This is a genomic window from Paroceanicella profunda (genome assembly GCF_005887635.2).
GTDB lineage: Bacteria > Pseudomonadota > Alphaproteobacteria > Rhodobacterales > Rhodobacteraceae > Paroceanicella > Paroceanicella profunda.
Map to the genome: position 1 here is coordinate 545,001 of NZ_CP040819.1, position 21,539 is coordinate 566,539.

Sequence of the window (21,539 nt, forward strand, 5' to 3'; positions counted from 1 at the left end):
GCCGCCCAGGCGGTGGAAAAGTTTCAGCCGGGGGTCGCGGGCCTTCAGGATCCGGGCGCGCAGGCGCAGCGCGCCGGGCGCGTCATGTGCGAGGATCAGCCCCTTGTTGGCGCTGATGAACAGGCCCAGGGCCACCCTGCGGCGCAGCGGCCCGGCCAGCAGCCGGGCCAGGGCCAGCGTGGCGCAGAAGCCGCTGAGGATCAGCCCGTCGCGCAGGGCGTAGGCGGCCAGGCGAAACGGCCCTGCAGTCATGTCCTGCCCTCCGGGAAGCCGCAGCGGGCGCGGCCAGACACGCCGCCGGCGGCGGCCGGCCAGATGTAGAGCCCGCGCCCGGGCGTGGCAAGGGCCGGGCGCGCAGGCCCCGGCTCCTGCCGGGAGGTCACTTCACGCCGGCTTCGGCCTTGATGGCGGCCACGTCGTCGGCCGACATCTCGCCCAGGGTCTCGATCTCGCCGCCGGTGATCTTCCACAGGCGGAAGGGGCCGGTGATGTCGCCGTTGGCATCGAAGGTCACCGGGCCGATCACGCCTTCATAGCGGATGGGCTTGCCCTGCTTGATGAGGTCGAGCGCATGGGCGAACTGCTCCGGCCCGGCGTAGATCGGCTCTCCGCCCTCGGCGACAACCTGCGGAATCGCGGCCTTGATCGCCTGCGGATCGGCGGAGCCGGCCTGCGCGATGGCGAGGCCGACGATGGCGCCGGCGTCGTAGGAGCGGTCGGCCGCGGGCGCGCTCGGCTCGATGCCGCCGGAGAAATCCTTGTAGGTCGCGTAGAAATACTCTGTGGATTCGGTGGGGCTGGTGCCCGAGGAGGTGCCGTAGGCATTCTCGAGGTATTTCGCGCCCACGGCCTCGATGAAATCGGAGGAGTTCATGCCGTCGTTGAGCAGGAAGGTCTGCGGCCCGCCCTGCGAGATCCAGGCCCGGGCGATGGTCGCACCGTCCACCGGGTAGGAGATGAGGTAGAGCGCCTCGGGGTCTCCGGCCATGGCGGCGGAGGCCTCGGCGGTATAGCTCGCCTGCTTCTCGTTATAGGGGGTGACGGAGGTGATGGTGCCGCCGAGCGCCTTGTAGGTCGCGGCGAATTCCTGCGCCATGTTCACGCCGAAATCATTGTTCACGTTGATGATGGCGAGTTTGGTGAGGCCGCGGTCCATCGCGTATTTCGCCGCCGCGGTGCCCTGCAGGGCGTCGGAGGTGATGGTGCGGAAGAACAGCCCGTTGGTCTTGCCCTGGCGGGCGAGCGCGGTGAGCGTGGGCGAGGAGGAGGCGGGCGAGACCTGCACCACGCCGGCAGGCGCGGTGACGGAGGTGAGGATCGGCAGCGACACCGAGGAGATGATGCCGCCGATGATCACCGGCACCTTCTTGATGTTCACCAGCTGGGTGGCCTGGTCCACGGCCACGTTGCCCTGGCTCTGGCTGTCGCGGGTGTCGGCGAGCAGGGTGCAGCCGTTCACGCCGCCGGCCTCGTTGAGGTCGCGGAACGCCATCTCCACGGATTTCGCACCTGCCTGGCCGTACTGGCCGGCCGGGCCGGTGAGCTCGAGCACGAGGCCCACGGTCACGTCGCAGGCCCGCGCGGCCGAAACGCCGGTGAGGCTCATCGCGGTGGCGAGGGCACAGGCCGCGACGGAGGCGGCCGCTGAGGTTCTGATCATCGTCGTTCCCTTTTCCACTGGGGCGGGGTGTCTGCGCACCCCCTTGCGGAGGGCGCGGCTGCGCCTCCCTGTTGAGACTGTCCGGTCAGGCCGGTTTCTGCGGGCGCTTGCGCTGCGCCCTTGAGCGGAGGGGCCACGGGGGCCGCCCCCTCCCCGATCCAGGTTTCCCGGACGAAGAGCCAGGCCGCGCCGCAGGGGGCGTCGGCGCAAGGTGCGAGAACCGCGGAGGCACGGCGCGGGCCCGGCGCGCCCGGCCCCTCCTGCCGTTCCAGGTATGTCAGCAGCGCCACCTTCGGGCCGTTCCACACCAGCGCGATGTCCTCCGCCCGGATGGCATATCCCGCCGGCCGGCACCCCCGCGCGGCGGCGAGGCTGGCGCGCAGGGCCGCGTGGTCCTGCACCCCGCCATCCGGCGCGATGCGGCGGAAGTCCGGCGCGAAGGCGGCGAGGGCCCGGGCGAGATCCGCCTGCGGCGCGCGGCCGGTGAACCATTCCGCGAAGAAGGCATGGCGGGCGGCGATCTCCGCCCGCGCGCAATCCGGGAAGGGCGCGGCCGCGGTCATCAGTGCGGCGCGTCGTTGAGGTTGTATTTCATGATGCTGCCGTGGCGGCCGTGGCGGTCCCGCTCCAGCGAGTAGACGTCGCCCTGCAGCGGCCTGCGCCGGCCCAGCACGGCGGCGATGGCGGCGCGTTCCGCCGCGCTCAGCCGCAGCGACATCACCGCGAGGTTCCCCGCCAGATGCGCCCGGTTGCGCGCCCCCACGATCACCGCCGCCACGCCCGGCAGGTCCAGCATGTACGCGCTCGCCACGGTGGCGATGTCGGTGCCATGCGCCTGCGCCACGGATTTCAGCACGCGCAGGATGTCCTGGAACAGCTCCCAGCCGCCGATGTCCTCGATGATGAGCTTGTACTTGGTGAGCGAGCGGTTCTCCAGCGGCTCCGCCGGTTCCGCCACGCCCAGCCAGCGCTCGGAGAGGAAGCCCCCCGCCACCGTGCCGTAGCACAGCAGCGAGAAGCCGTGCTCTGCCGCCAGCGCGGTGAGGCGCTTCTCCGGCCGCGCGTCCAGCACCGAGTACTGCACTTGCGCGGAGGCGACGGGCACGCCGGCCAGGCACATGGCGCGCAGGTGGTCGGTGTCGAAATTGGTCACGCCGAGGGTGCGGATCTTGCCCTCCGCGCGCAGCTCGGCCAGCCAGCAGGCGATCTCCAGCCAGCCCGGGGCGTTGTAATCCCACCAGTGGAACTGCACCAGGTCCAGCCGCTCCATGCCCAGCCGCTCCAGCGAGCGCTCGATCAGCCCGGCGATATAGGCCCGGTCGGCGGAGAACAGGCGCGAGAGGTCCGGCACCATCTTGGTGTGCACCCGGATGCGCGCCAGCGCCTCCGCGCCGCGGCGGTTCGCGTATTCGGTGCGGAAGCGGCCGATCAGCTCCTCCACGCCGGTGTAGATGTCCGCGCAGTCGAAGGTGGTGATGCCGGCATCGGCGAAGGCGATCATGTCCTCCACCGCCCGGGCCCCGTCGATGGCGCCGTGCCCGCCCGCCAGCTGCCAGCCGCCGCGGATGACGCGGGAGATCTCGTGCCCGGGCGCGAGCCGGAAGCGGGTGTCGGGCAACAGGTCGGGCAGGGTCATGTGTCGGACTTCTCGGCAAGGGGAACGGCGGTGGTCTCGGCATGGCTGAAGCGCCGGATGCCGGTGCGGGTGATGCGCAGGTGCGAGGGGCAGTTCGGGTCCGGGCAGGCCACCTCGGCGTCCGTGGACATCCAGTCGTGCGGATGGGTCACGCGTTGCTTGGCCGCCAGCAGCGGCAGCACCGCGGCCAGCGAGTAGATGGAAAAGCCCTGCCCCGGCGGCAGGTGCAGCATCTCGCCGCGCAGCTCGAAATGGTCTCCCGGCGTCGCGCCGCAGTAGAGATGCGCGCTCTCCGGGGCCACCACCTCCACGCGCAGGTCGTAGAGCTCGAAACTGTCGTCGCTCATGCGGTTTCCTCCGTGAGATGCCGGCGCATGATGGTGAAGGCGCGGCCGATGTCCGCGCGCAGCGCCGCGCGGGCGGCCACGGCGTCGCGCGCGGCGATGGCCTCGGTGATCTCGCGGTGGAAATGCGTGGCGGAACCGTCCACCTCCGGCGCGTAGTGGCGCGCGGAGACGCGCAGGTAGGGGCCGGACTGCAGCCACAGGCTTTCGATGATCGGCAGCAGCACCTCGGAACCGGCGGCGCGGTAGATGGTGAAATGGAAGGCGTGGTTGAGGTCCGCCGCCTCGCCGGACACCTCCTGGTCCCGGATCGCGAGCACGGCGTCGCAGGCATCCGTCAGCTCGCGCAGCCTGTCGATCTCCTGCGCGCCGATGCGGCTCATGGCCAGCCCCAGCACCTCCGCCTCGATCAGCGCGCGGGCGCGGGCCAGGTCCTCCAGCCGCGCGCGGGTGATGAGCGGCACGCGCACCGAGCGGTTCGCCATCGGCTCCAGCGCCTGCTCGGAAATCAGCCGCGCCAGCGCCTCGCGCACCGGCATGGTCGAGGTGCCCAGCCGTTCCGAGAGATCGACGATGCGCAGCACCTCGCCGGGGTCGAACAGCCCCTGGATGAGCGAGCGGCGCAGCTCCGTGTACACCCCGTCCTGCACCGTGCGCCGCCCCACCGGGCTGAGCGGCTCCCGCCCCGGTGCGGGCGGCGCGTCGCCCGGCAGATCCTTCCTGCGTGGCATGGTTCGGCTGGCCTCCCTCTCCAGGTGCGGCGCCGCCCCGGGGCCCCGCTTCAGGAAAGACTTTACATACCGGTTTGATTTGTGATCAAGATTATTTTGATCAAACATCAAACAAAGTAAAAGCCAGATGACACAGGGATCCGACACCCCGCGCCCCGGGCGCCGCCCGACATGACCGCGCCCGTGCTGGAGGCCCGGGACGTGGTGCGGCATTTCGGCGGCAACCGGGCGGTGGACGGCATGTCCCTCACCCTGGGCGCGGGAGAGATCGTCGGGCTGATCGGGCCGAACGGGGCGGGCAAGACCACGCTGTTCAACCTGATCGCCGGCAGCCTGAAGCCCGACAGTGGCGAGATCCTGCTCGGCGCCACGCCCCTGCACCGGCTGCCGGCCACGGCGCGCATCGGGGCCGGGCTGGGGCGGACCTTCCAGATCCCCCGCCCCTTCGCCGGAATGACCGTGCTGGAAAACGTGCTCGCCGCCGTGCAGGGCCAGAGCGGCGAGACCGTCGCGATGAACTTCCTGCGCCCCGGCCGGGTGCGGGCGGAGGAGCGCCGGGCCACCGCGCGGGCGCTGGAGCTGATCGAGTTCGTCACCCTCTCGCATCTCGCGCATGAGCCGGCGCGGGTGCTCTCGGGCGGGCAGCGCAAGCTCCTGGAGCTCGCGCGCGCCATGATCGCCGAGCCCTCCGTGCTGCTGCTCGACGAGCCCGCCGCCGGCGTGAACCCCGCCCTGCTGGAGGTGATCATCGAGCGCATCCTCGAGATCAACCGCCGCGGCGTCACCGTGCTGCTCATCGAGCACAACATGGACATGATCGCCCGGCTCTGCGGGCGCATCGTGGTGATGGCGGCGGGCCGCGAGCTGGCCGCCGGCACGCCGGCCCAGATCCTCGCCAACCGCGAGGTGATCGAGGCCTATCTGGGCGAGGTGGGCGCATGACCCCGCTCTCCACCGCCGCCCTCGTCGCCGGATACGAGCGCGACCTGCCGATCATCAAGGGCATCGACTTCACCCTCGCCCCGGGCGGTTTCGTGGCCGTGCTGGGGCCGAACGGCGCCGGCAAGTCCACCTTCGTGAAGGCGATCGCCGGGCTGGTTCCGGTGCACTCCGGCGCGCTGGCGCTGCGCGGCGCGAACGTGACCGGCCTTCCCCCGCACGCGCTGCTGCGCCGCGGCCTCGCCTTCGTGCCGCAGACCGAGAACATCTTCGCCACCATGACCATCCGGGAGAACCTGCAGCTCGCCGCCGCCGTGCTGCCCCGCCCCGCCCGGGCCGGGCGCATCGGAGCGATGCTGGAGATGTTCCCGGACCTCGGCCACCGACCCGGCGCGCTCGCGGGCGGGCTCTCGGGCGGGCAGCGGCAAATGCTTGCCATCGCCCGCGCCCTGCTGGTGGAGCCGCAGGTGCTGATCCTCGACGAGCCTTCCGCCGGCCTCTCGCCCAAGGCGGTCTCGGAGGTGTTCGAGACGCTGGTGCGCATCAACGCCGCCGGCACGCCCATCCTGCTGGTGGAGCAGAACGTGCGCGCGGCGCTGAAGGTGGCCGCGCGCGCGGTGATCCTTGTCGACGGCAGGCTGCGCCATGATGCGCCGGCGGCCGAACTGGCGGCAGACCCCGAGATCGGCGCGCTGTTCCTCGGCGCGGGGCATGGCGGGAGAGCACGCGCATGATGATACCGCAGATCCTGCTCGAGGGCGCGCTCACCGGGGCGCTGATCGGGCTCGGGGCCATCGGCCTCACCCTCACCTATTCCATCCTGCGCTTCGCGAATTTCGCCCATGGCGAGCTGCTCACCTGGGGGGCCTATCTCTCGCTCAGCGTGGCGGGGCTGATCGGGGCGGCCACGGGCGCGCACCTGCCGCCGCTCGATCCGTTCAGCTTCACCTGGGCGCTGCCGGTGGCCGGGCTCATCGCCATGCTGCTCACCGCGGCCCTGGCGCTGGCGGTGGACGCGGTGCTGTTCGGCCGGCTGCGCGGGCGCGGCGCGAGCACGATCATCGTGGTGATGGCGAGCTTCGGCGCCTCCATGGCGCTGCGCTCGGGGCTCGAATTCCTCTACACTTCGAAGCCGGCCTATTACACCACCGAGCTGCAGATCGCGATGCGCCTGCCCGCCGGCATGCGCGCCACGCCCGACCAGCTCCTGATGCTCGGGCTCACCGCGCTGGTGGTGCTGGCGGTGCACCTGATGCTCACCCGCACCGGCATCGGCCGGGCCATGCGCGCGGTGAGCGAGAACCCGGCCCTCGCCGGCCTGGTGGGCATCGACACGCGCAAGGTCATCCGGGTGGTGTGGATCCTGGGCGGCGCCCTCGCCTGCGCGGCCGGCACCATGTCGGGCCTGCTGGTGCAGATCCGGCCCTACATGGGGTTCGACCTGCTGCTGCCGCTCTTCGCCGCCGCCATCCTGGGCGGCATCGGCTCGGTGCCCGGCGCCATGCTGGGCGGGCTGATCGTGGGCATCTGCGAGGCTTTCGCCGTGCATCTCATCGGCGCGGAATGGCGCGCGGCGGTGGGCTTCGTGCTGATCATCCTCGTGCTGCTCGCCCGGCCGAGCGGGTTGTTCGGGAGGGCCGCGTGATGCTGGAACTGGCAAGCTACGGCGCCTTCTTCCTCACCGTCGCCCTCACCTACGCGGTGATCGTGATGGGGCTGAACGTGCAATGGGGCCAGACCGGGCTCTTCAACGTGGGCGTGGCGGGCTTCGTGGCCGTGGGCGCCTATGTCTCGGCCTTCCTCACCGCGGCGCCGGCCACGGGCTGGCTGGGCGGCTACGGCCTGCCGATCTGGGCGGGCTGGGGCGCGGCCTTCCTCGCCGGGGGCCTAGTGGCCGCGGCCGTGGGCCGGCTCACCATCCGCCTGCGGGCGGATTACCTCGCCATCACCACCTTCGGCGTCTCCGTCACCGTGCAGCTCGCGGCGCTGAACCTGCAGCCGCTCACCGGCGGGCCCTTCGGGGTGAGCCAGATCCCCCGGCCCTTCGGCGCCCTTGCGGGCCAGGCGCTTTCCTTCGGGCTGGCGAACCTCGCGCTGCTCGCCGCCTCCGTGCTGGTGCTCTGCCTCGTGCTCGAACACCTCGCCCGCTCCCCCTGGGGCCGCGTGCTGCGCGCCATCCGCGAGGACGAGACCGCCGCCGAGGCCCTCGGCAAGAGCCCGCGCCGCTTCCGGGTGGAGGCCTTCGCCCTCGGCGGGGCCATCATGGGCCTGGGCGGCGCGATGCAGGCGCATTTCATCGGCTTCATCGCGCCGGAGAACTACCTGCCCATGGTCACCTTCCAGGTCTGGGCGATGCTGATCGTCGGCGGCTCGGGCAACACCCGGGGCGCCATCCTCGGCGCGGTGCTGGTCTGGGCGATCTGGGCCGCCTCCTCCGCCGTCGTGGAGGCACTGGCACCCGCCGGCGAACAGGCCCGCGCCGCCGCCCTGCAGACCGTGATCATCGGCGTGGCGCTCTGCGCCATCCTGCTCCTGCGCCCGCAAGGCATCCTGCGCGAGATGCGCACGGTCTCGCGGCGCATCCGCCCCTCCGCCACCGAAACCGGCCCCTCCTCCCCGCCCGACGCGCCCTAAGATCCGGATACCGACATGCCGCAGACACCTGACACCACCCGCCTCGGCGGCAGCCTCACCATCAGCCGCGCCCTCACCGGCCTGTGGCAGGTGGCCGACATCGAGCGGGACGGCACGGCCCTCGAGCTCGACACCGCCGCCGACCACCTCGACGCCTATGCCGCCGCCGGGTTCACCACCTTCGACATGGCCGATCACTACGGCTCGGCCGAGCTGATCACCGGGCGCATGCTGGCGCGCCACCCCGCCGGCGCCCGCCCGCTGGCCTTCACCAAGTGGTGCCCGGAACCGGGCCCGATGACCCCGGAGATCGTGCGCGCCGGCGTGCAGGAGCGGCTTGACCGGCTGGGCGTGGCGAAGGTGGACCTGCTGCAGTTCCACTGGTGGACCTTCGAGCACCCGGCCTGGCTCGACGCCCTGCACGAGATGGCGAAACTGCGCGCGGAGGGGCTGATCGGCGAGATCGGCGTGACCAACTTCGACGCCGCCCACCTCGCCCTGGCCCTGGCGGACGGCATCCCGATCGTCTCCAACCAGGTGTCCTTCTCGGCGGTGGACCGGCGCGCGGCCGGCGCGCTCTCCGAGCTCTGCGCCCGCCGCGGGGTGAAGCTGCTCGCCTACGGCACGCTGTGCGGCGGCTTCCTCTCCGAGCGCTGGCTGGGCCGGCCGGAGCCGGCGGAGATCGCCGATTGGAGCCGGATGAAATACAAGCGCTTCATCGACACCGCCGGCGGCTGGGAGCCCTTCCAGGCCCTGCTGCGCGCGCTCGACACGGTGGCGAAGCGCCACGGCGTGTCGCTCTCCAACGTCGCCACCCGCTGGATCCTCGAACACCCGGCGGTGGCGGGGGTGATCATCGGCGCGCGCCTGGGCGAGAGCGAACACCGCGCCGACAACCTGCGCCTGTTCGGCTTCGCGCTGGACGACGCGGACCGCCTCACCCTCGGCGCGGCCTTCGCCGGTCTCTCCCCCATCCCCGGCGATTGCGGCGACGAGTACCGCAAGCCGCCCTTCCTCACCGCCTCCGGCGACCTCTCGCACCACCTGGAGGCCATCCCCGGCGTGTTCACCGCCGAGGAGGTGCCCGGCCGCCCGGGCCGCCGCCGCGTGTCCTCGGGCAGCATCTGGGAGCCGCTGGCCGGCTTCTCGCGCGCGGTGCAGGTGGGCAACCGGGTGCTGGTCTCCGGCACCACCGCCACCCATGGCACGGACCGCTGCGTGGCCCCGGGCGACGCGGAAGCCCAGACCACCTACATCCTCGACAAGATCGCCGCGAGCCTCTCCGCCCTCGGCGCCTCGATGGCCGACGTGGTGCGCACCCGGGTCTACCTGCGCGACGTGGCGGCCTGGGAAGGCCCGTCGCGCGCCCACGGCCGGGTGTTCGGCGACACCCGCCCGGCCAACACCCTGCTCGCGGCCGGAAACCTCGTGGGGGATTACGAGGTGGAGATCGAACTCGAAGCCGTCGTCGACTGACGCGGCAGGCCCGCCGGCCCGCCGCGCCGGCCTGACGACCACCCGCCCGCTCAGGCTCCACGCCCGGGCGGGCGCCCGACGGACCGCGGCACGTCACCCCGCCCGGCCACACGTCCTCCTCCTCCGGCACGCAGCCGGACAGCCGGCACCGGGCCGCCGGCGGCGCGCGCCACATCGCCCCGCTGCGCCACGCGCCCTCCTCCTCCCGCGCGCAGCCCGACCGCCGGTTCCGGGCCACCGGCGGCCCGCGACACCCCTGCCACAACACCGCCGAGGCTCCGCGCGCGCCCGTGGGGAGGCAACGTCCCCCGGGTCGCGCCGCCCGTACCGGCGCGGGGCCGCGCCGGCACAGCAGTTGACACGCCCGTCCGCCTCGCGCACTTAGCGCAGGTGCAGGGCTCGCATTGTGCACGCTCTGGTTACATGTTTTTATCTCGCCGGATTCAGACAGTCTTTGAAAGGCCGTTCCGCGCCAGGGCATTCGCACCATGGATCTGCAGTTCAACGTCGCAATGCTTCTGCTGGAGGCAGTGCTCTATTTCGGCGTCATGGCCTTCCTGTTCCGCGTGCGCCACTGGCTGGGAAGCGGCATCTTCTTCTGCACTCTGGGCTCCATGCATTTCCTGGAGACCTACCTCGCCGCCACCTTCTACGTCAGTGTGCCCGGCGGCTTCATGCTGTCGCCCGGCTCCACGGTGCTGTTCTCCGGCAAGCTGGTGCTGCTGCTGCTCGTCTACCTGCGCGAGAACGCCGCCGTGGTGCGCCAGCCGATCTACGGGCTGCTGGTGGGCAACCTGTTCCTCGTCGGCCTCGTGTTCGTGCTGCGGCTGCACGCGGCGCTGAACGCGGACGCGGGCACGAGCCTGCCCGATCTCCCCTTCCTGGACACGATGGGCTGGTTGATGATCTGGGGTTCCACCCTGCTCTACATCGACTGCCTGATGATCATCCTGCTCTACAACCACCTGGCCAGGCTGGTCTCGCGGCCGGTGCTGCGCATCTGGCTGGCCTCCAGCGTGGTGCTGACCTTCGATCAGATCGGCTTCTTCGCCGCCCTGCACGTGATCATGGACATGCCCTATCCGGTGCTCTTCGGCGGCTGGATGGCCAAGATGGTCGCGGCGGCCCTGTTCTCCGGCCTCTCCGGGGTCTACCTGCGCTGGATCGAGCCGGCGACGAGCGTGCCCACGCCCCTGCGCCTGGGCGAGGTGTTCGAGGTGCTCACCTACCAGCAGCGCTACCTCGCGCTGGTCGAACAGGCCGGGCGCGACCCGCTCACCGGGCTGCAGAACCGCACCCGGCTGGAGACGCTGGGCGCGGAAACCGTGGCGCGTCTCGCCCGGGACGGGCGCAGCTTCGGGCTGCTCATCGCCGATGTCGACCGCTTCAAGCAGGTGAATGACAGCTACGGCCACGCCGCCGGCGACCAGACGCTGCAGGCCGTCGCCGCCGCGCTGCAAAGCTGCCTTGGCGAGGGCGATCTCGCCTTCCGCTACGGCGGCGAGGAATTCGTGGTGCTGTTCGCGGACCACACCGCCGCCGAGGTCGCGGAAGTGGCGGATCAGATCCTGCGCGCCATCCGCGCCGGCCATTGCCACCCGGCGGACAGCGACCTCACCGCCAGCATCGGCTTCGCGATGAGCCCGGCGGACGGGAGCGACCTCAACGCCCTGTTCCAGCGCGCGGACGAGCGGCTCTACGAGGCCAAGCGCGCCGGGCGCGACCGCGCGGTGGGGCCGCGCCTCCATGCGGCCACCCGGCACGCGACACCGGGCCTGCAGCAGCCCTGACCCCGGGGTCAGCCCGCCTCGGCCAGCATCCGGCGCCACTGCTGCACGACGCTCACGCGCGACCATTCCGGCCGTGGGGCCGGCACCGGGCGGCCCTCGCGCCACCAGTCCTCCAGCCGCTCAGCCACCGCCGCGCGATCGGTCACGTCCAGCAGCTGCCGGGGGTCGGCCAGCACCTCGTCATTCGCGCCGAGCCCGGCATGGGCGATGGCCGGCACGCCCAGCACCGCCGCCTCGGCGAGCGAGAGGCTGAAGGCGCGCGGCAGCCGCGCCTCGGCGTGGAACAGGCAGAAGCTCTCGCGCATGCAGCGCACCATCTCGCCATGCGGCAGGGCGCCGAGGCTGCGGATGGCGGGGTTGTCCCCGTAGGCGTAGGAATGGGCGAGATCGGGATGCGCCAGCACCAGCCGCGCGGAAGGCCGGCGCGCCTGAACCGCGGCGAAGGCGCGGATCACGTCGTCCAGCCCTTCATGCGGGCCGCCGGCGAACAGCAGCCGGTCCGGGTTCACCTCCGGCCGCGGGCCGCGCAGGGGCGGCACGATCACCGGCGGCGGAATCACCCGGATCCGCGCGGTGAGGTCGATGCCCTCCTCTGCGCGGACATGCGCGGCCACCGCGGCGCCCTGGCGTTCCGACAGCACGATCACCCCGGCATCCGCCGCGATCACCGAGGCCCCGAGCCCTGCCGCCCCGCGCCGCGCCGGCATGAGATGCAGCCAGAGCCACAGCTTTCCGCCGCGGAACCGACGGGCGGCCTGGGCCAGCGTATGCGGCGCGTTCAGCACCACGAGGTGATCGCAGGTGAGCCGGCCGGCGAGGCTGGGCACATCGTCCACCCCCGAATAGGCGACGGCGGTGTCGAGCCCGGTGCGCTCGGTCCAGCAATGCTGGTGCACGGTCACCGAATGATGGCGCGCCAGCGCCTCGGCCACCCGCACCACGGTGGTTTCCACCGGGCCGAGCGCGCGGCGCTGCGCCGTGGCGGCGTCGTAGGGAAACGGGCAGAGCGTGTCGAGAAAGACCACCGAGCTCATCGGGCGGCGCTCCACCCGGCAGGGCATGGGACGGCAAGGCGATGCCTGCCGTCGTTCGCAAGGCGGGACGGAATCATGGATACCTTCCTGTACGGAGGGACCGCCGCACGGCGGCCGGTCGGGCAGTACCACGGACAGACTCCCCCCATCCGCGGAACCGCGATAGTGTCTCCCCGCGCAGGACGGCGCATTAATCTAGATTAACCGACCCCCCGATTGTTTCCCTGCCGGAACGGTCCGCCCGTGCAGGCCCGGCATGCGCCGGGGCCGGACGGCCCGCCAGGGCGGCAGGCCGGTGAGGCCGCGGCCCGCTCAGCGGTGGCCGCGGCCCTTGCGCTCCACGATCACCGTGCGCGCCGGGGCGCCGTGCCGGCCCGCGGGGCCGCTGCGGCGCGGGCCACCGTGATGGTCGTCGCTGCGCGGGCTGTGCCCCCCGCCGCCCCCGGTGCCGGAGATCGGCACGATGGTGGCGATGGCGCCCTTGTACACGGCCTGGGTGGTGCCACGGCCGGTCACGAACACCTGGAAGCGGTCGAAATCGGCGATCGTGCCTTCCAGCCGGGCGCCGGCGATCAGGAAGAGCGAGACCGGCGTGCCGTTGTCGCGCAGCTCGGAGAGGAAAGCTTCCTGCAACGGCTTGTCCGGCCACTCGGGCTTCTCGGCCACGGGCTCGCCCGCAGCCTGCGGCGCCGTGGCCTGGGGCTCGGCGGTGGCGTCCGCAGCCTCCTCGACCGGTGTGGTTCGCAGGCGCAGCTTTTCGGAGGCGGGTTTGTCGGAGGCGGATGTCATGCGGCCTGGCGTCTTTCTCACTGTTCGCGCCGGGGTATCCGGCACCCCGGCTGTCTATACCAATCTAGCGGAGAATCCACCGGCTGTTGTTGCATTGCAGCATCACCTTGCCGCAAAATTCGCAAAACAGCGCCGGAGCGGCTGTCTCTCCGCAGTCGAACGCTTCAAAGCCCCGCACAACGCCCGGTTTGCAGGTGCGAACCGGTTGCGGGGACGGCTGGCGCGGCCCTGCCGGGCCACGTTGGCGAGGGCGCTTCGGGCTGTCCGGGCGGCACGACTCACCGCCTCGACACCGCCCGTCGCCCGGATCCTTCGGGCCGTCGGATCCTCCACATGCGCGAGGACGCTCCGCGCCCCTGCCCCGGTGTCCGCATCGGCCGCCCTCGCGGCGGCCACACCGGCTCCGCATCCGCCCGGGCCTCCGATTCCCCGCATCGTCCTGCCGGGATCGGCCCTCCGAGTATCCCCGAAGGACATGAACTTCGAGACGCGGGACATTGCCGCTCACGGAAATGTGATGTCCCGGGAAATCCCCGGCGGTCCACCGTCTTGCCCCGAGCCGGAGAGCGACGGACGCCGGCACCTCTGCCCGCGCTGCATTGACGATTCGCCTTGCGGAGCCTGAGACGGCGGCCCCGTGTCACGTCGAAGAGCCCGGGGCGCCGGCGCGGGTCGCCCCTGCCGCACCCCTCGGGCCAAGGCCGCCGGTTCGCGGCGGCTTTCAGTTTCACGCCGCGCCGAAAAGGCCGCGGAGGGCCGACAGGACGGGCCCTGCACGCCGGTATCTTCGAAGACGAACGATCCGGGCGGCGACATCGTTCCACGCCACCGCCCGCAATGCCTCTCAGCGGTCCAGCAGGGCCACCAGCTCGGGCATCATGCGCGCGCCGTTCCCGGCCTCGATCTCGGCGTCGAGCAGGGCGCGCACCGCCCGGGCCACGCCGTCCGACGCCCCCTCGCCCTCGGCCAGCGCCGCGTAATAGCCCAGGTCCTTCGCGCCGTTCGACAGGCTGAAGCGGAAGTTCGCCACCTCGCCGGTGGTGATGAACGGCAGCAGCCGCTCCAGCGTGGCGCCGCGGCCGCCGCCCTCCTGCAGCACCTCGCAGAACACCTCCGCGTCCAGCCCGCACTTGCGCGCGCAGGCGGCGGCTTCGGCCATCAGCACCGCCGAGCCGATGGAGACGTAATTGTGCAGCAGCTTCATCTGGTGCCCGCTGCCCACGGGGCCGACGTGCTTGGCCACCTCCGAAAAGCTCTGCAGCAGCGGCAGGACGGTGGCGAAATCCGCGTCGCTGGCGCCCACCAGCAGGTTCAGCCGGCCCTCCGCCGCCTCCTTCGGCGTGCGCGTCATCGGGGCGTCCACGAAGGCGCAGCCGGTGGCGCGCACCGCCTCGGCCACCTCGATGGTGGAGCGCGGCCGGGCGGTGGAACAGTCGATCAGCACCTGGCCCGCGCCCAGATGCGGCAGCAACCCGTCCTCCCCCAGCACGATCGCCTCCACCTGCGGGCTGCCGGTGACGCAGAGTATGATCGCGTCGCTCGCCGCCGCCAGGCCGGCGAGATCGGAGACCTTCCGCGCGCCGAGGGCCGCCAGGTCCTCCGTGGGCTGGTTGCCCGGATGGTCGAGCCAGCTCAGCTGCCGCCCGCCCTTCGCCACGTTGAGACCGATGCCATGGCCCATCAGGCCGACGCCGATCAGGCCGATTTTCTCCAGTGCGGGCATTGCCGCTCCTCCCCTCGATGATCTTGTCCGCGCAGGGCCCGCCGGGCCCTGCCACCCCGGGTGGTGCCCCGCTCCGGACGCCGCGTCAAGCGCGGCTCCCGGGCGGATGCGCCTCCCGGCTCACGCGTTTCCCGCCCGCGCACCGGCGGCGCGGCTCAGGCCCGCACCGGCGCGCGCCAGGGGTGGAACCAGCCGAGCCCGGCCTCCGTCTCGCCGGCGGGGCGGTATTCGCAGCCCACCGCGCCGCGATAATCCAGCCGGTCGAGCAGCGCGAACACCGTGTCGTAGCGGATCTCGCCCACGTCCGGCTCATGCCGGCCCGGAACCCCGGCAATTTGCACATGGCCGGTGATGGCGGCCATCTCCCCGAAGCGCCGGCACAGGTCGCCGTGGATGCGCTGGCAATGGTAGAAATCGAACTGCAGGGCGACGTTGGGCGCCCCCACCTCGGCGATGATCGCGGCCGCGAGGTCGAAATCGTTCAGGAAATAGCCCGGCATGTCGATCGGGTTGATCGGCTCCAGCACCAGTTGCAGGCCGGCCGCGTCCAGCCGCTCGGCGGCCCGGGCCACGGAGCGCAGGTAGGTGGCGCGCTGCTCCGGGTCCGCCGCGGAGCCGAGCCCCGCCATCAGGTGCAGCCGGGGCACGCCGATGATCTCGGCATAGGCCAGCGCGGTGTCGAGGCTGGCCTCGAACTCCGCCTCCCGCCCGGGCAGGCAGGCCAGACCCCGCTCGCCGGCCTCCCAGTCTCCCGGCGGGCAGTTGAACAGGGCCTGGCGCAGCCCGTTCACCTCCAGCGCCGCGGCGATGGCCTCGGCAGAATGGTCATAGGGGAACAGGTACTCCACCTCCCGGAAGCCGGCCGCGGCCGCGGCCGCGAAGCGCTCCATGAACGGCTTTTCAGTGAACATCATGGTCAGATTTGCAGCAAAAAGGGGCATGGGTCGACGATTCCACTTGGCTTGGGGGGGCGGTGTCCGGGGCAGGATAAACCATGGTGACAGCGCTGTCATCCTGCGATAGCCTCCGTTCCGGTCGCCGGGAACGGCGCGCCGGCCCGGCCCGGAAACAGCCCGGAAGGGCCCCCGGAACCCAACCTCGGAACGAGATGACAGGACCCGACCCCCAGCCGGACGACCAGCCCGCGCCCCGCCGGCGCAGGCTGCGCCCCGACGCCTCCGCCGGCCCCACCCTGGCCGAGGTCGCGGCGCGCGCCGGCGTGTCGGAGATCACCGTCTCGCGGGTGATGCGCGGGGCGGGCAACGTCTCGGCCGCCACCGAGGCGCGGGTGCGCGAGGCGGTGCGGGAGACCGGCTACGTGCGCAACCGGCTGGCGGGGTCGCTGGCCGGGCACCGCTCGAACCAGATCGGCGTGCTGCTGCCCTCGCTGGGAAACATCGTCTTCCCCGACGTGCTCAACGGCATCGAGGACAGCCTGGAGGCGCGCGGCTTCCACCCGGTGCTCGGCATCACCCATTACCAGCCGGAGCGCGAGGAGCACCTGCTCGCCAGCCTCCTGGCCTGGCGCCCGGCGGGGCTGATCGTCACCGGCACCCGTCACAGCGCGGCCACGCGGGCGATGCTCGGCGCAGGCGGCGTGCCCGTGGTGGAGGTGATGGACGTGGACACGCCCCCGGTGGACATGGCGGTGGGCATCTCGCACCGCGCGGCGGGGGCGGCGATGGCCCGGCACCTGATCGGCCGGGGCTACCGGCGCTTCGGCTATGTCGGGCATGACCTCGGCGCGGACGAGCGCGCCGCGCAGCGCCGCGACGGCTTTCGCCACGCCCTTGCCACCGCCGGGCTGCCGGAGGCGCAGGAATGCCTCTCCGGCACGCCCTCCTCCGTGGGGGCCGGGCGCGCGGCGCTGGCGCAGCTCCTGGAGCGCGCGCGCCCCGAGGCGGTGTTCTTCTCCAATGACGACATGGCCACAGGCGGGGTGTTCCACTGCCTCGCCGCCGGCATCTCCCTGCCCGGGGACCTGGCGATCGCCGGGTTCAACGGGCTGGAGATCGGCCAGCAGCTTCCCCAGCCGCTCACCACCATCGGCTCGCGCCGGCGCGACATCGGCCGCCGCGCGGCGGACATGATCCTCGCCCGCCTCGCGGGGGAGACGCCGGACCCGGTGGCCGACGTGGGATTCACCCTCATACCGGGGGCGACGGCCTGACGCCGCGCCGCCACACCCAAGGAGACCAGCAATGAAAGTCACGGTAATCGGCCTCGGGGCCATGGGCATGGGCATGGCCCTCTCCGCCCTGCGCGGCGGCCACGAGACCACCGGCTTCGACATCGCGGAGGCCGCGCGCACCCGCTTCACCGAGGCCGGGGGCAAGACTGCCGCCAGCCCGGCGGAAGCCGTCGCGGAGGCGGAGGTGGTGTTCTGCGTCGTGGTGAACGCGGCCCAGATGGAGAGCGTGCTCTTCGGCGAAGGCGGCGTGGCCGCGGCGCTGCGCCCCGGCACCGTCTTCGCCGCCTGCCCCACGGTGGACCCCGCGGTGGCCCGCGCCACCGCCGCGCGCATCGAGGAGGCCGGCGCACTCTACCTCGACGCGCCGATCTCCGGCGGCGCGGTGAAGGCGGCCGAGGGCAAGCTCACCATCATGGCCTCCGGCTCCGCCGCGGCCTTCGAGGCGGCGCAGCCCGCGCTCGGTTCCGTGGCCGAGACCGTGTTCCGGCTGGGGGACACGGCCGGCCCCGGCTCGGCGATGAAGATGATCAACCAGCTTCTCGCCGGCGTGCACATCGCCGCGGCGGCCGAGGCGATGGCCCTGGCCGCCCGCTCGGGCCTCGACCTGAAGCAGACCTACGAGGTGATCACCAAGGCCGCCGGCAATTCCTGGATGTTCGAGAACCGGGTGCCGCACATCATCGAGGGCGATTACTCCCCGCGCTCGGCGGTGGAGATCTTCGTGAAGGATCTCGGCATCGTGCTGGGCGCGGGCCACGCGGAGCGATTCCCGCTGCCGCTCTCGGCCGCGGCGCACCAGCTCTACCTCGCCGCCGCCGGCGCCGGCCACGGGCGCGAGGACGATTCCGCCGTCATCAAGGTCTACCAGAAGCTCTCCGGCATCTCCCTGCCCGGCGACAGGGCCTGAGGGGCGCCGCGCGCGAGAACGGGGTTTGACAGCGCTGTCATCGCCGGGCTAGTCTCGGCCCCACATCCGGCTGAACCGGAGACAGACGCACAGCAGACGCCGCAGGGGAGGCATCGCAATCCAGTGACACGGGCCAGGTCCGGGGCCGGTTTCGGGCCCGGGGAAAGGCCCGCCGGCCGGGCGCCGCGGGTCTCTCGCGCCGCAGGCATGTCACCGGATCTCCCCCTCCTCGCCTGACCTGACCGCCGGCCCGCCCCGGGCCGGCCTTCGCAGTCCGGCCCTCCGGGGCCGGGCACGAGACCCAGAACCAGAACGGCCGCGACAGGCGCCGCAGACCACCCAAGAATCAAGAAACCCTTTCCGGGAGGAACATCATGAAACACCTTTTCGCGGGCCTCGCGGCCGCCGCGCTCATGGCCGGTGCAGCCTCGGCCCAGCAGAGCATCACCATCGGCCACTCGCTCTCGCCGGAGTCCCACTACGGCGTGGGTGCACAGGCCTTCATCGACACGCTCACCGAGCTTTCCGGCGGCGCATGGACCGGCGAGCAGGCGCCCGCCGGCGTGCTGGGCGGCGAGCGTGACATGATCGAGGGCCTGCAGATCGGCTCGCTGGACGTGGTCATCACCTCCACCGGCCCGCTCGGCAACTTCGTGCCGGAGGTCTACGCCCTCGACCTGCCCTTCCTGTTCCGCGACTACGCCCACGCCCGCAAGGTGCTGGACGGGGAGATCGGGGACGAGCTGCTGGCCAAGATCGACGAGAACAACCTCGTCGGCCTCGCCTGGTCGGAGAACGGCTTCCGCCACATCACCAACTCGCGCCACGCCATCGCCACGCCGGAGGACCTCCAGGGCCTGAAGCTGCGCACCATGGAGAACAAGGTCCACATGGCCGCCTTCACCGACATGGGCGCCTCGCCCACGCCGATGGCCTTCCCCGAGCTGTTCACCGCCCTCCAGCAAGGCGTGGTGGACGGGCAGGAGAACCCGATCACCGTGATCACCGCGACGAAGTTCTGGGAAGTGCAGGATTACCTCAGCCTCACCGGGCACGTGTATTCGCCGGTGGCGATCCTCGCCTCGCCGGTCCTCTGGGACGGGCTCTCGGACGAGGAGAAGGGCTGGTTCCACGAGGCCGCGAAGGCCTCCGCCGCCGCCACCCGCGCCGAGGTGAACCGGCTGGAGGACGCCGGTGTCGCCCTGCTGCGCGAGAAGGGCATGACCGTGACCACGGACATCGACAAGGCCCCGTTCGCCGCCCTCGCCGAGAAGGCCTACTCGGTCTACACCGACCAGTACGGCACCGAGATGATCGAGCGCATCAAGGCCGTGCAGTAACCCCGGAGCGGCCAGCCGGCCCCCAGGCCCGGACCCGGCCCGATCCGCCTGCCGGCGGAGGCCTCCGCCGGCAGGCGCCGCTCCCCGCCGCAGGGCAAGGGGGCGGGACGCAGGGCCCGCCATCCCGGCGCTCCGCCGGAGGGCGTCTCGCCCGAAGGTGCCCCGCCGAGGGTGCTCCGCTGCCGGAAGGCGTCTCGCCCGAAGGCGTTTCGCCGGAAGGTACCCCACAGGTGGGTGCTCCGCTGCCGGAAGGCGCTTCGCCGGTCCCCCTGGCGGGGCCTCTCCGCCGGAGGGACCGGCAGGCGCCGTGCGGGGCGACCACCCCCGGCTCCGGCCCGCGGGTTTCGCACGCGAAACGACGGGGTCGGCGGCGGCGCGCCGCCGGTCCCATGCCACCGGCGGTCCGCCTCCGGCCAGCCTGCCGGCCGGCCGCCCGGGCCAGCCGCCTCCGCCTCCCGGCCCCGCTGTCCGCCCGTCTTCCGTCCGCCCGCTTCTCCGCCCGTCTCTTCCTCCGTCACCCAGGCTTGCACATGCGCATCTTCCGATCCTTCGAACGCTGGACCACCGGGCTCGCCATGACCGGCGCCATCGCCTTTCTCATCCTCGCCGCCTGCCTCGCCTTCTACCAGGTCGTCACCCGCTTCGTGTTCGACCAGCCCTCCACCTGGTCCGAGGTCGTCACTCGTTCGGCGATGATCTGGGCGGTGTTCCTCGGGGTCGCGCCCGCCTTCCGGCAGGGCAGCATGATCGCGGTGGAGATGGTCCAGGCCGCGCTGCCGCCGCGCCCCGCGCGCGCGCTCTTCTGCCTTGCCTACGGGCTGTCCATCCTGTTCTTCCTCGTGCTGCTGTGGCAGGGCATCGGGATGACCGGCCGCGTGGCCCGCCAGACACTGGCCGGCGTGGAGGTCTCCATCGCCTGGGTCTACGTGGCGCTGCCCGTGGGCGCGGTGTTCACCCTGATCGCGCTCGCCGGCTGCCTGGTGCGCGAACTTTCGGGCGAGGAGCACCGCTCCGACCCCGCGCCGGAGGCCTACTGATGAATGCTGCCATCGCCGTCTCGCTGGTCATCTTCTTCCTGCTCGGGGTGCCGATCGCGGTGTCCATCGGGCTGGCCAGCATCGTGGGCATCGAGGTGCACGGCCGCCTGCCGCTGCTGCTGATCCCGCAGCGCATGTTCGCGGGCATCGACAGTTTCCCGCTCATGGCCATCCCGCTGTTCATCCTGGCCGGCAACCTGATGTCGGCGGGCGGCATCTCGGCCCGGCTGGTGGACCTCGCGAAATCCATCGTGGGCGGCGTGCAGGGCGGGCTGGCCTGTACCTGCGTGCTCACCTGCATGATCTTCGCCTCGGTCTCCGGCTCCAGCGTGGCGACCACCTTCGCCATCGGCTCCATCCTGATCCCGGCCATGGTGAAGCACAATTACCCCACCGCGATGGCCGCCTCCATCCAGGCCAGCTCGGCGGAGCTGGGGGTGCTGATCCCGCCCTCCATCCCGCTCATCCTCTACGGTGTCTCCACCGAAACCTCGATCGGCCAGCTGTTCCTCGCCGGCATCGGGCCGGGCCTGCTGGTGGCCGGCGCGCTGATGCTCACCGTGCTGGTGATCTGCCGCATCAAGGGGCTGGGGCGCGACGACGGGGACGACCGGCCGGGCATCGGCCCCGCCGTCACCCGCGCGCTGCCCGCGCTCATGGTGCCGGTGGCGATCATCGGGGGCATCTACTCGGGCATCTTCACGCCCACCGAGGCCTCCGCCGTGGCGGTGTTCGTCGCCCTGCTGGTGGGGATCGTGATCTACCGCGAGCTGCCGCTCTCCAGCCTGCCGGGCATCCTGCGGCGCACGGTGGTCTCCACCTCCGCCATCATGCTGATCATCTCGGCGGCGGCGCTGTTCTCCTTCCTCATCTCGCGCTCGGGGCTGCCGCGCGAGGTGGCGGCCTGGGTCTCCGGCGTGTTCGAGAGCAAGCTCTCCTTCCTGCTGGCGGTGAACGTGCTGCTGCTGCTGATCGGGATGTTCATCGAAACCTCCGCCGCCATCCTGGTGCTCGCGCCCATCTTCACGCCCATCGCCGTGCATTACGGAGTGGACCCGGTGCATTTCGGGGTGATCGTGGTGGTGAACCTCGCGCTGGGAATGTTCACGCCGCCCCTGGGGGTGAACCTGTTCGCCGCCTGCGCCGTGGCGCGCATTCCCATGGAGAAGATCGTGCCGCAGCTGCTGTGGTTTGTGCTCGTGGTGTTTGCCTGCCTGATGCTGGTGACGTACATCCCCGATATCGCCCTCTGGCCGGTGCGCCTGCTCAGCGGCAGCCCGGGCTGACCGCGCGGCCCGCCCGAAGGCG

21 protein-coding genes (1 of these 21 only partly in view) are annotated in these 21,539 nt (G+C 71.9%); 11 read left to right on the forward strand and 10 right to left on the reverse strand.

Translation table 11 applies throughout. The features are described 5' to 3' along the window. The 6 genes from FDP22_RS20545 to FDP22_RS20570 all read right to left on the reverse strand — a co-directional run. A protein-coding gene (locus FDP22_RS20545) for a capsular polysaccharide export protein, LipB/KpsS family (RefSeq protein ID WP_138574047.1) crosses the window boundary here: on the reverse strand, positions 1 to 252 show its beginning. The gene continues 858 nt to the left of window position 1, outside the view; only the first 252 of its 1,110 coding nucleotides appear in the window; its start codon is at positions 250 to 252; its stop codon lies beyond the left edge, outside the window. Positions 253 to 379: 127 nt separating this feature from the next. Beyond that, on the reverse strand, positions 380 to 1,606 hold the full coding sequence (locus FDP22_RS20550) for an ABC transporter substrate-binding protein (RefSeq protein ID WP_239031998.1): 1,227 nt from the start codon (positions 1,604 to 1,606) through the stop codon (positions 380 to 382). Positions 1,607 to 1,656: 50 nt separating this feature from the next. Next, positions 1,657 to 2,223, reverse strand: coding sequence for a DUF4440 domain-containing protein (locus FDP22_RS20555; protein ID WP_138574043.1), 567 nt, complete (start codon positions 2,221 to 2,223; stop codon positions 1,657 to 1,659). Next, positions 2,223 to 3,296 (reverse strand): aldo/keto reductase, encoded by a 1,074-nt coding sequence (locus FDP22_RS20560; protein ID WP_138574041.1) that lies wholly within the window; start codon positions 3,294 to 3,296, stop codon positions 2,223 to 2,225. The genes FDP22_RS20555 and FDP22_RS20560 overlap by 1 nt, the downstream gene beginning before the upstream one ends. Next, on the reverse strand, positions 3,293 to 3,643 hold the full coding sequence (locus FDP22_RS20565; protein WP_138574039.1) for a TIGR04076 family protein: 351 nt from the start codon (positions 3,641 to 3,643) through the stop codon (positions 3,293 to 3,295). Before FDP22_RS20565 ends, FDP22_RS20560 begins: the two co-directional genes overlap by 4 nt. Next, positions 3,640 to 4,371 (reverse strand): GntR family transcriptional regulator, encoded by a 732-nt coding sequence (locus FDP22_RS20570; protein ID WP_138574037.1) that lies wholly within the window; start codon positions 4,369 to 4,371, stop codon positions 3,640 to 3,642. Before FDP22_RS20570 ends, FDP22_RS20565 begins: the two co-directional genes overlap by 4 nt. A gap of 171 nt (positions 4,372 to 4,542) precedes the next feature. On the opposite strand from FDP22_RS20570, the gene FDP22_RS20575 reads away from it, so the two are divergent. From FDP22_RS20575 to FDP22_RS20600, 6 genes are all read left to right on the forward strand, one after another. Then, positions 4,543 to 5,313, forward strand: a complete 771-nt coding sequence (locus tag FDP22_RS20575; RefSeq protein ID WP_138574035.1) for an ABC transporter ATP-binding protein — start codon at positions 4,543 to 4,545, stop codon at positions 5,311 to 5,313. Then, a complete protein-coding gene (locus tag FDP22_RS20580) occupies positions 5,310 to 6,044 on the forward strand; it encodes an ABC transporter ATP-binding protein (RefSeq protein WP_138574033.1) in 735 nt (244 codons plus the stop codon). The genes FDP22_RS20575 and FDP22_RS20580 overlap by 4 nt, the downstream gene beginning before the upstream one ends. Beyond that, positions 6,044 to 6,955, forward strand: coding sequence for a branched-chain amino acid ABC transporter permease (locus FDP22_RS20585; protein ID WP_138574119.1), 912 nt, complete (start codon positions 6,044 to 6,046; stop codon positions 6,953 to 6,955). The genes FDP22_RS20580 and FDP22_RS20585 overlap by 1 nt, the downstream gene beginning before the upstream one ends. After that, positions 6,952 to 7,944: a branched-chain amino acid ABC transporter permease gene (locus FDP22_RS20590; RefSeq protein ID WP_138574031.1), complete on the forward strand. Its 993-nt coding sequence runs from the start codon at positions 6,952 to 6,954 to the stop codon at positions 7,942 to 7,944. Before FDP22_RS20585 ends, FDP22_RS20590 begins: the two co-directional genes overlap by 4 nt. Positions 7,945 to 7,959: 15 nt before the next feature. After that, positions 7,960 to 9,420, forward strand: coding sequence for an aldo/keto reductase (locus tag FDP22_RS20595; RefSeq protein ID WP_138574029.1), 1,461 nt, complete (start codon positions 7,960 to 7,962; stop codon positions 9,418 to 9,420). 488 nt (positions 9,421 to 9,908) lie between these two features. Then, positions 9,909 to 11,210 carry a GGDEF domain-containing protein gene (locus FDP22_RS20600; protein WP_239031976.1) on the forward strand — a complete coding sequence of 434 codons (1,302 nt, stop codon included), beginning with the start codon at positions 9,909 to 9,911 and terminating at the stop codon, positions 11,208 to 11,210. Between the two features lie 8 nt (positions 11,211 to 11,218). On the opposite strand, the gene FDP22_RS20605 is transcribed toward FDP22_RS20600, so the two are convergent. The 4 genes from FDP22_RS20605 to otnI form a co-directional block, all read right to left on the reverse strand. Next, the gene (locus FDP22_RS20605; protein ID WP_170317815.1) at positions 11,219 to 12,244 is read right to left on the reverse strand and encodes a glycosyltransferase; all 1,026 of its coding nucleotides are present in this window, start codon (positions 12,242 to 12,244) and stop codon (positions 11,219 to 11,221) included. 312 nt (positions 12,245 to 12,556) lie between these two features. After that, positions 12,557 to 13,033 (reverse strand): RNA chaperone Hfq, encoded by a 477-nt coding sequence (locus FDP22_RS20610; RefSeq protein WP_138574025.1) that lies wholly within the window; start codon positions 13,031 to 13,033, stop codon positions 12,557 to 12,559. Positions 13,034 to 13,877: 844 nt separating this feature from the next. Then, positions 13,878 to 14,747 (reverse strand): NAD(P)-dependent oxidoreductase, encoded by an 870-nt coding sequence (locus tag FDP22_RS20615; protein ID WP_138574115.1) that lies wholly within the window; start codon positions 14,745 to 14,747, stop codon positions 13,878 to 13,880. A 164-nt stretch (positions 14,748 to 14,911) separates the two neighbouring features. After that, on the reverse strand, positions 14,912 to 15,697 hold the full coding sequence (otnI, locus tag FDP22_RS20620; RefSeq protein ID WP_138574023.1) for a 2-oxo-tetronate isomerase: 786 nt from the start codon (positions 15,695 to 15,697) through the stop codon (positions 14,912 to 14,914). A gap of 167 nt (positions 15,698 to 15,864) precedes the next feature. Between otnI and FDP22_RS20625 the strand changes: the two genes are divergently transcribed. From FDP22_RS20625 to FDP22_RS20645, 5 genes are all read left to right on the forward strand, one after another. Then, positions 15,865 to 16,926 carry a LacI family DNA-binding transcriptional regulator gene (locus FDP22_RS20625; RefSeq protein ID WP_138574021.1) on the forward strand — a complete coding sequence of 354 codons (1,062 nt, stop codon included), beginning with the start codon at positions 15,865 to 15,867 and terminating at the stop codon, positions 16,924 to 16,926. A 31-nt stretch (positions 16,927 to 16,957) separates the two neighbouring features. After that, a complete protein-coding gene (ltnD, locus tag FDP22_RS20630) occupies positions 16,958 to 17,854 on the forward strand; it encodes an L-threonate dehydrogenase (RefSeq protein ID WP_138574019.1) in 897 nt (298 codons plus the stop codon). A 374-nt stretch (positions 17,855 to 18,228) separates the two neighbouring features. Then, positions 18,229 to 19,194 (forward strand): TRAP transporter substrate-binding protein, encoded by a 966-nt coding sequence (locus FDP22_RS20635; RefSeq protein WP_138574017.1) that lies wholly within the window; start codon positions 18,229 to 18,231, stop codon positions 19,192 to 19,194. A gap of 530 nt (positions 19,195 to 19,724) precedes the next feature. Further along, entirely contained in the window at positions 19,725 to 20,231 is a 507-nt protein-coding gene (locus tag FDP22_RS20640) for a TRAP transporter small permease (protein WP_138574015.1), read from the forward strand. Further along, positions 20,231 to 21,517 carry a TRAP transporter large permease gene (locus tag FDP22_RS20645; protein WP_138574013.1) on the forward strand — a complete coding sequence of 429 codons (1,287 nt, stop codon included), beginning with the start codon at positions 20,231 to 20,233 and terminating at the stop codon, positions 21,515 to 21,517. Before FDP22_RS20640 ends, FDP22_RS20645 begins: the two co-directional genes overlap by 1 nt. The last annotated feature ends 22 nt before the right edge of the window (positions 21,518 to 21,539 follow it).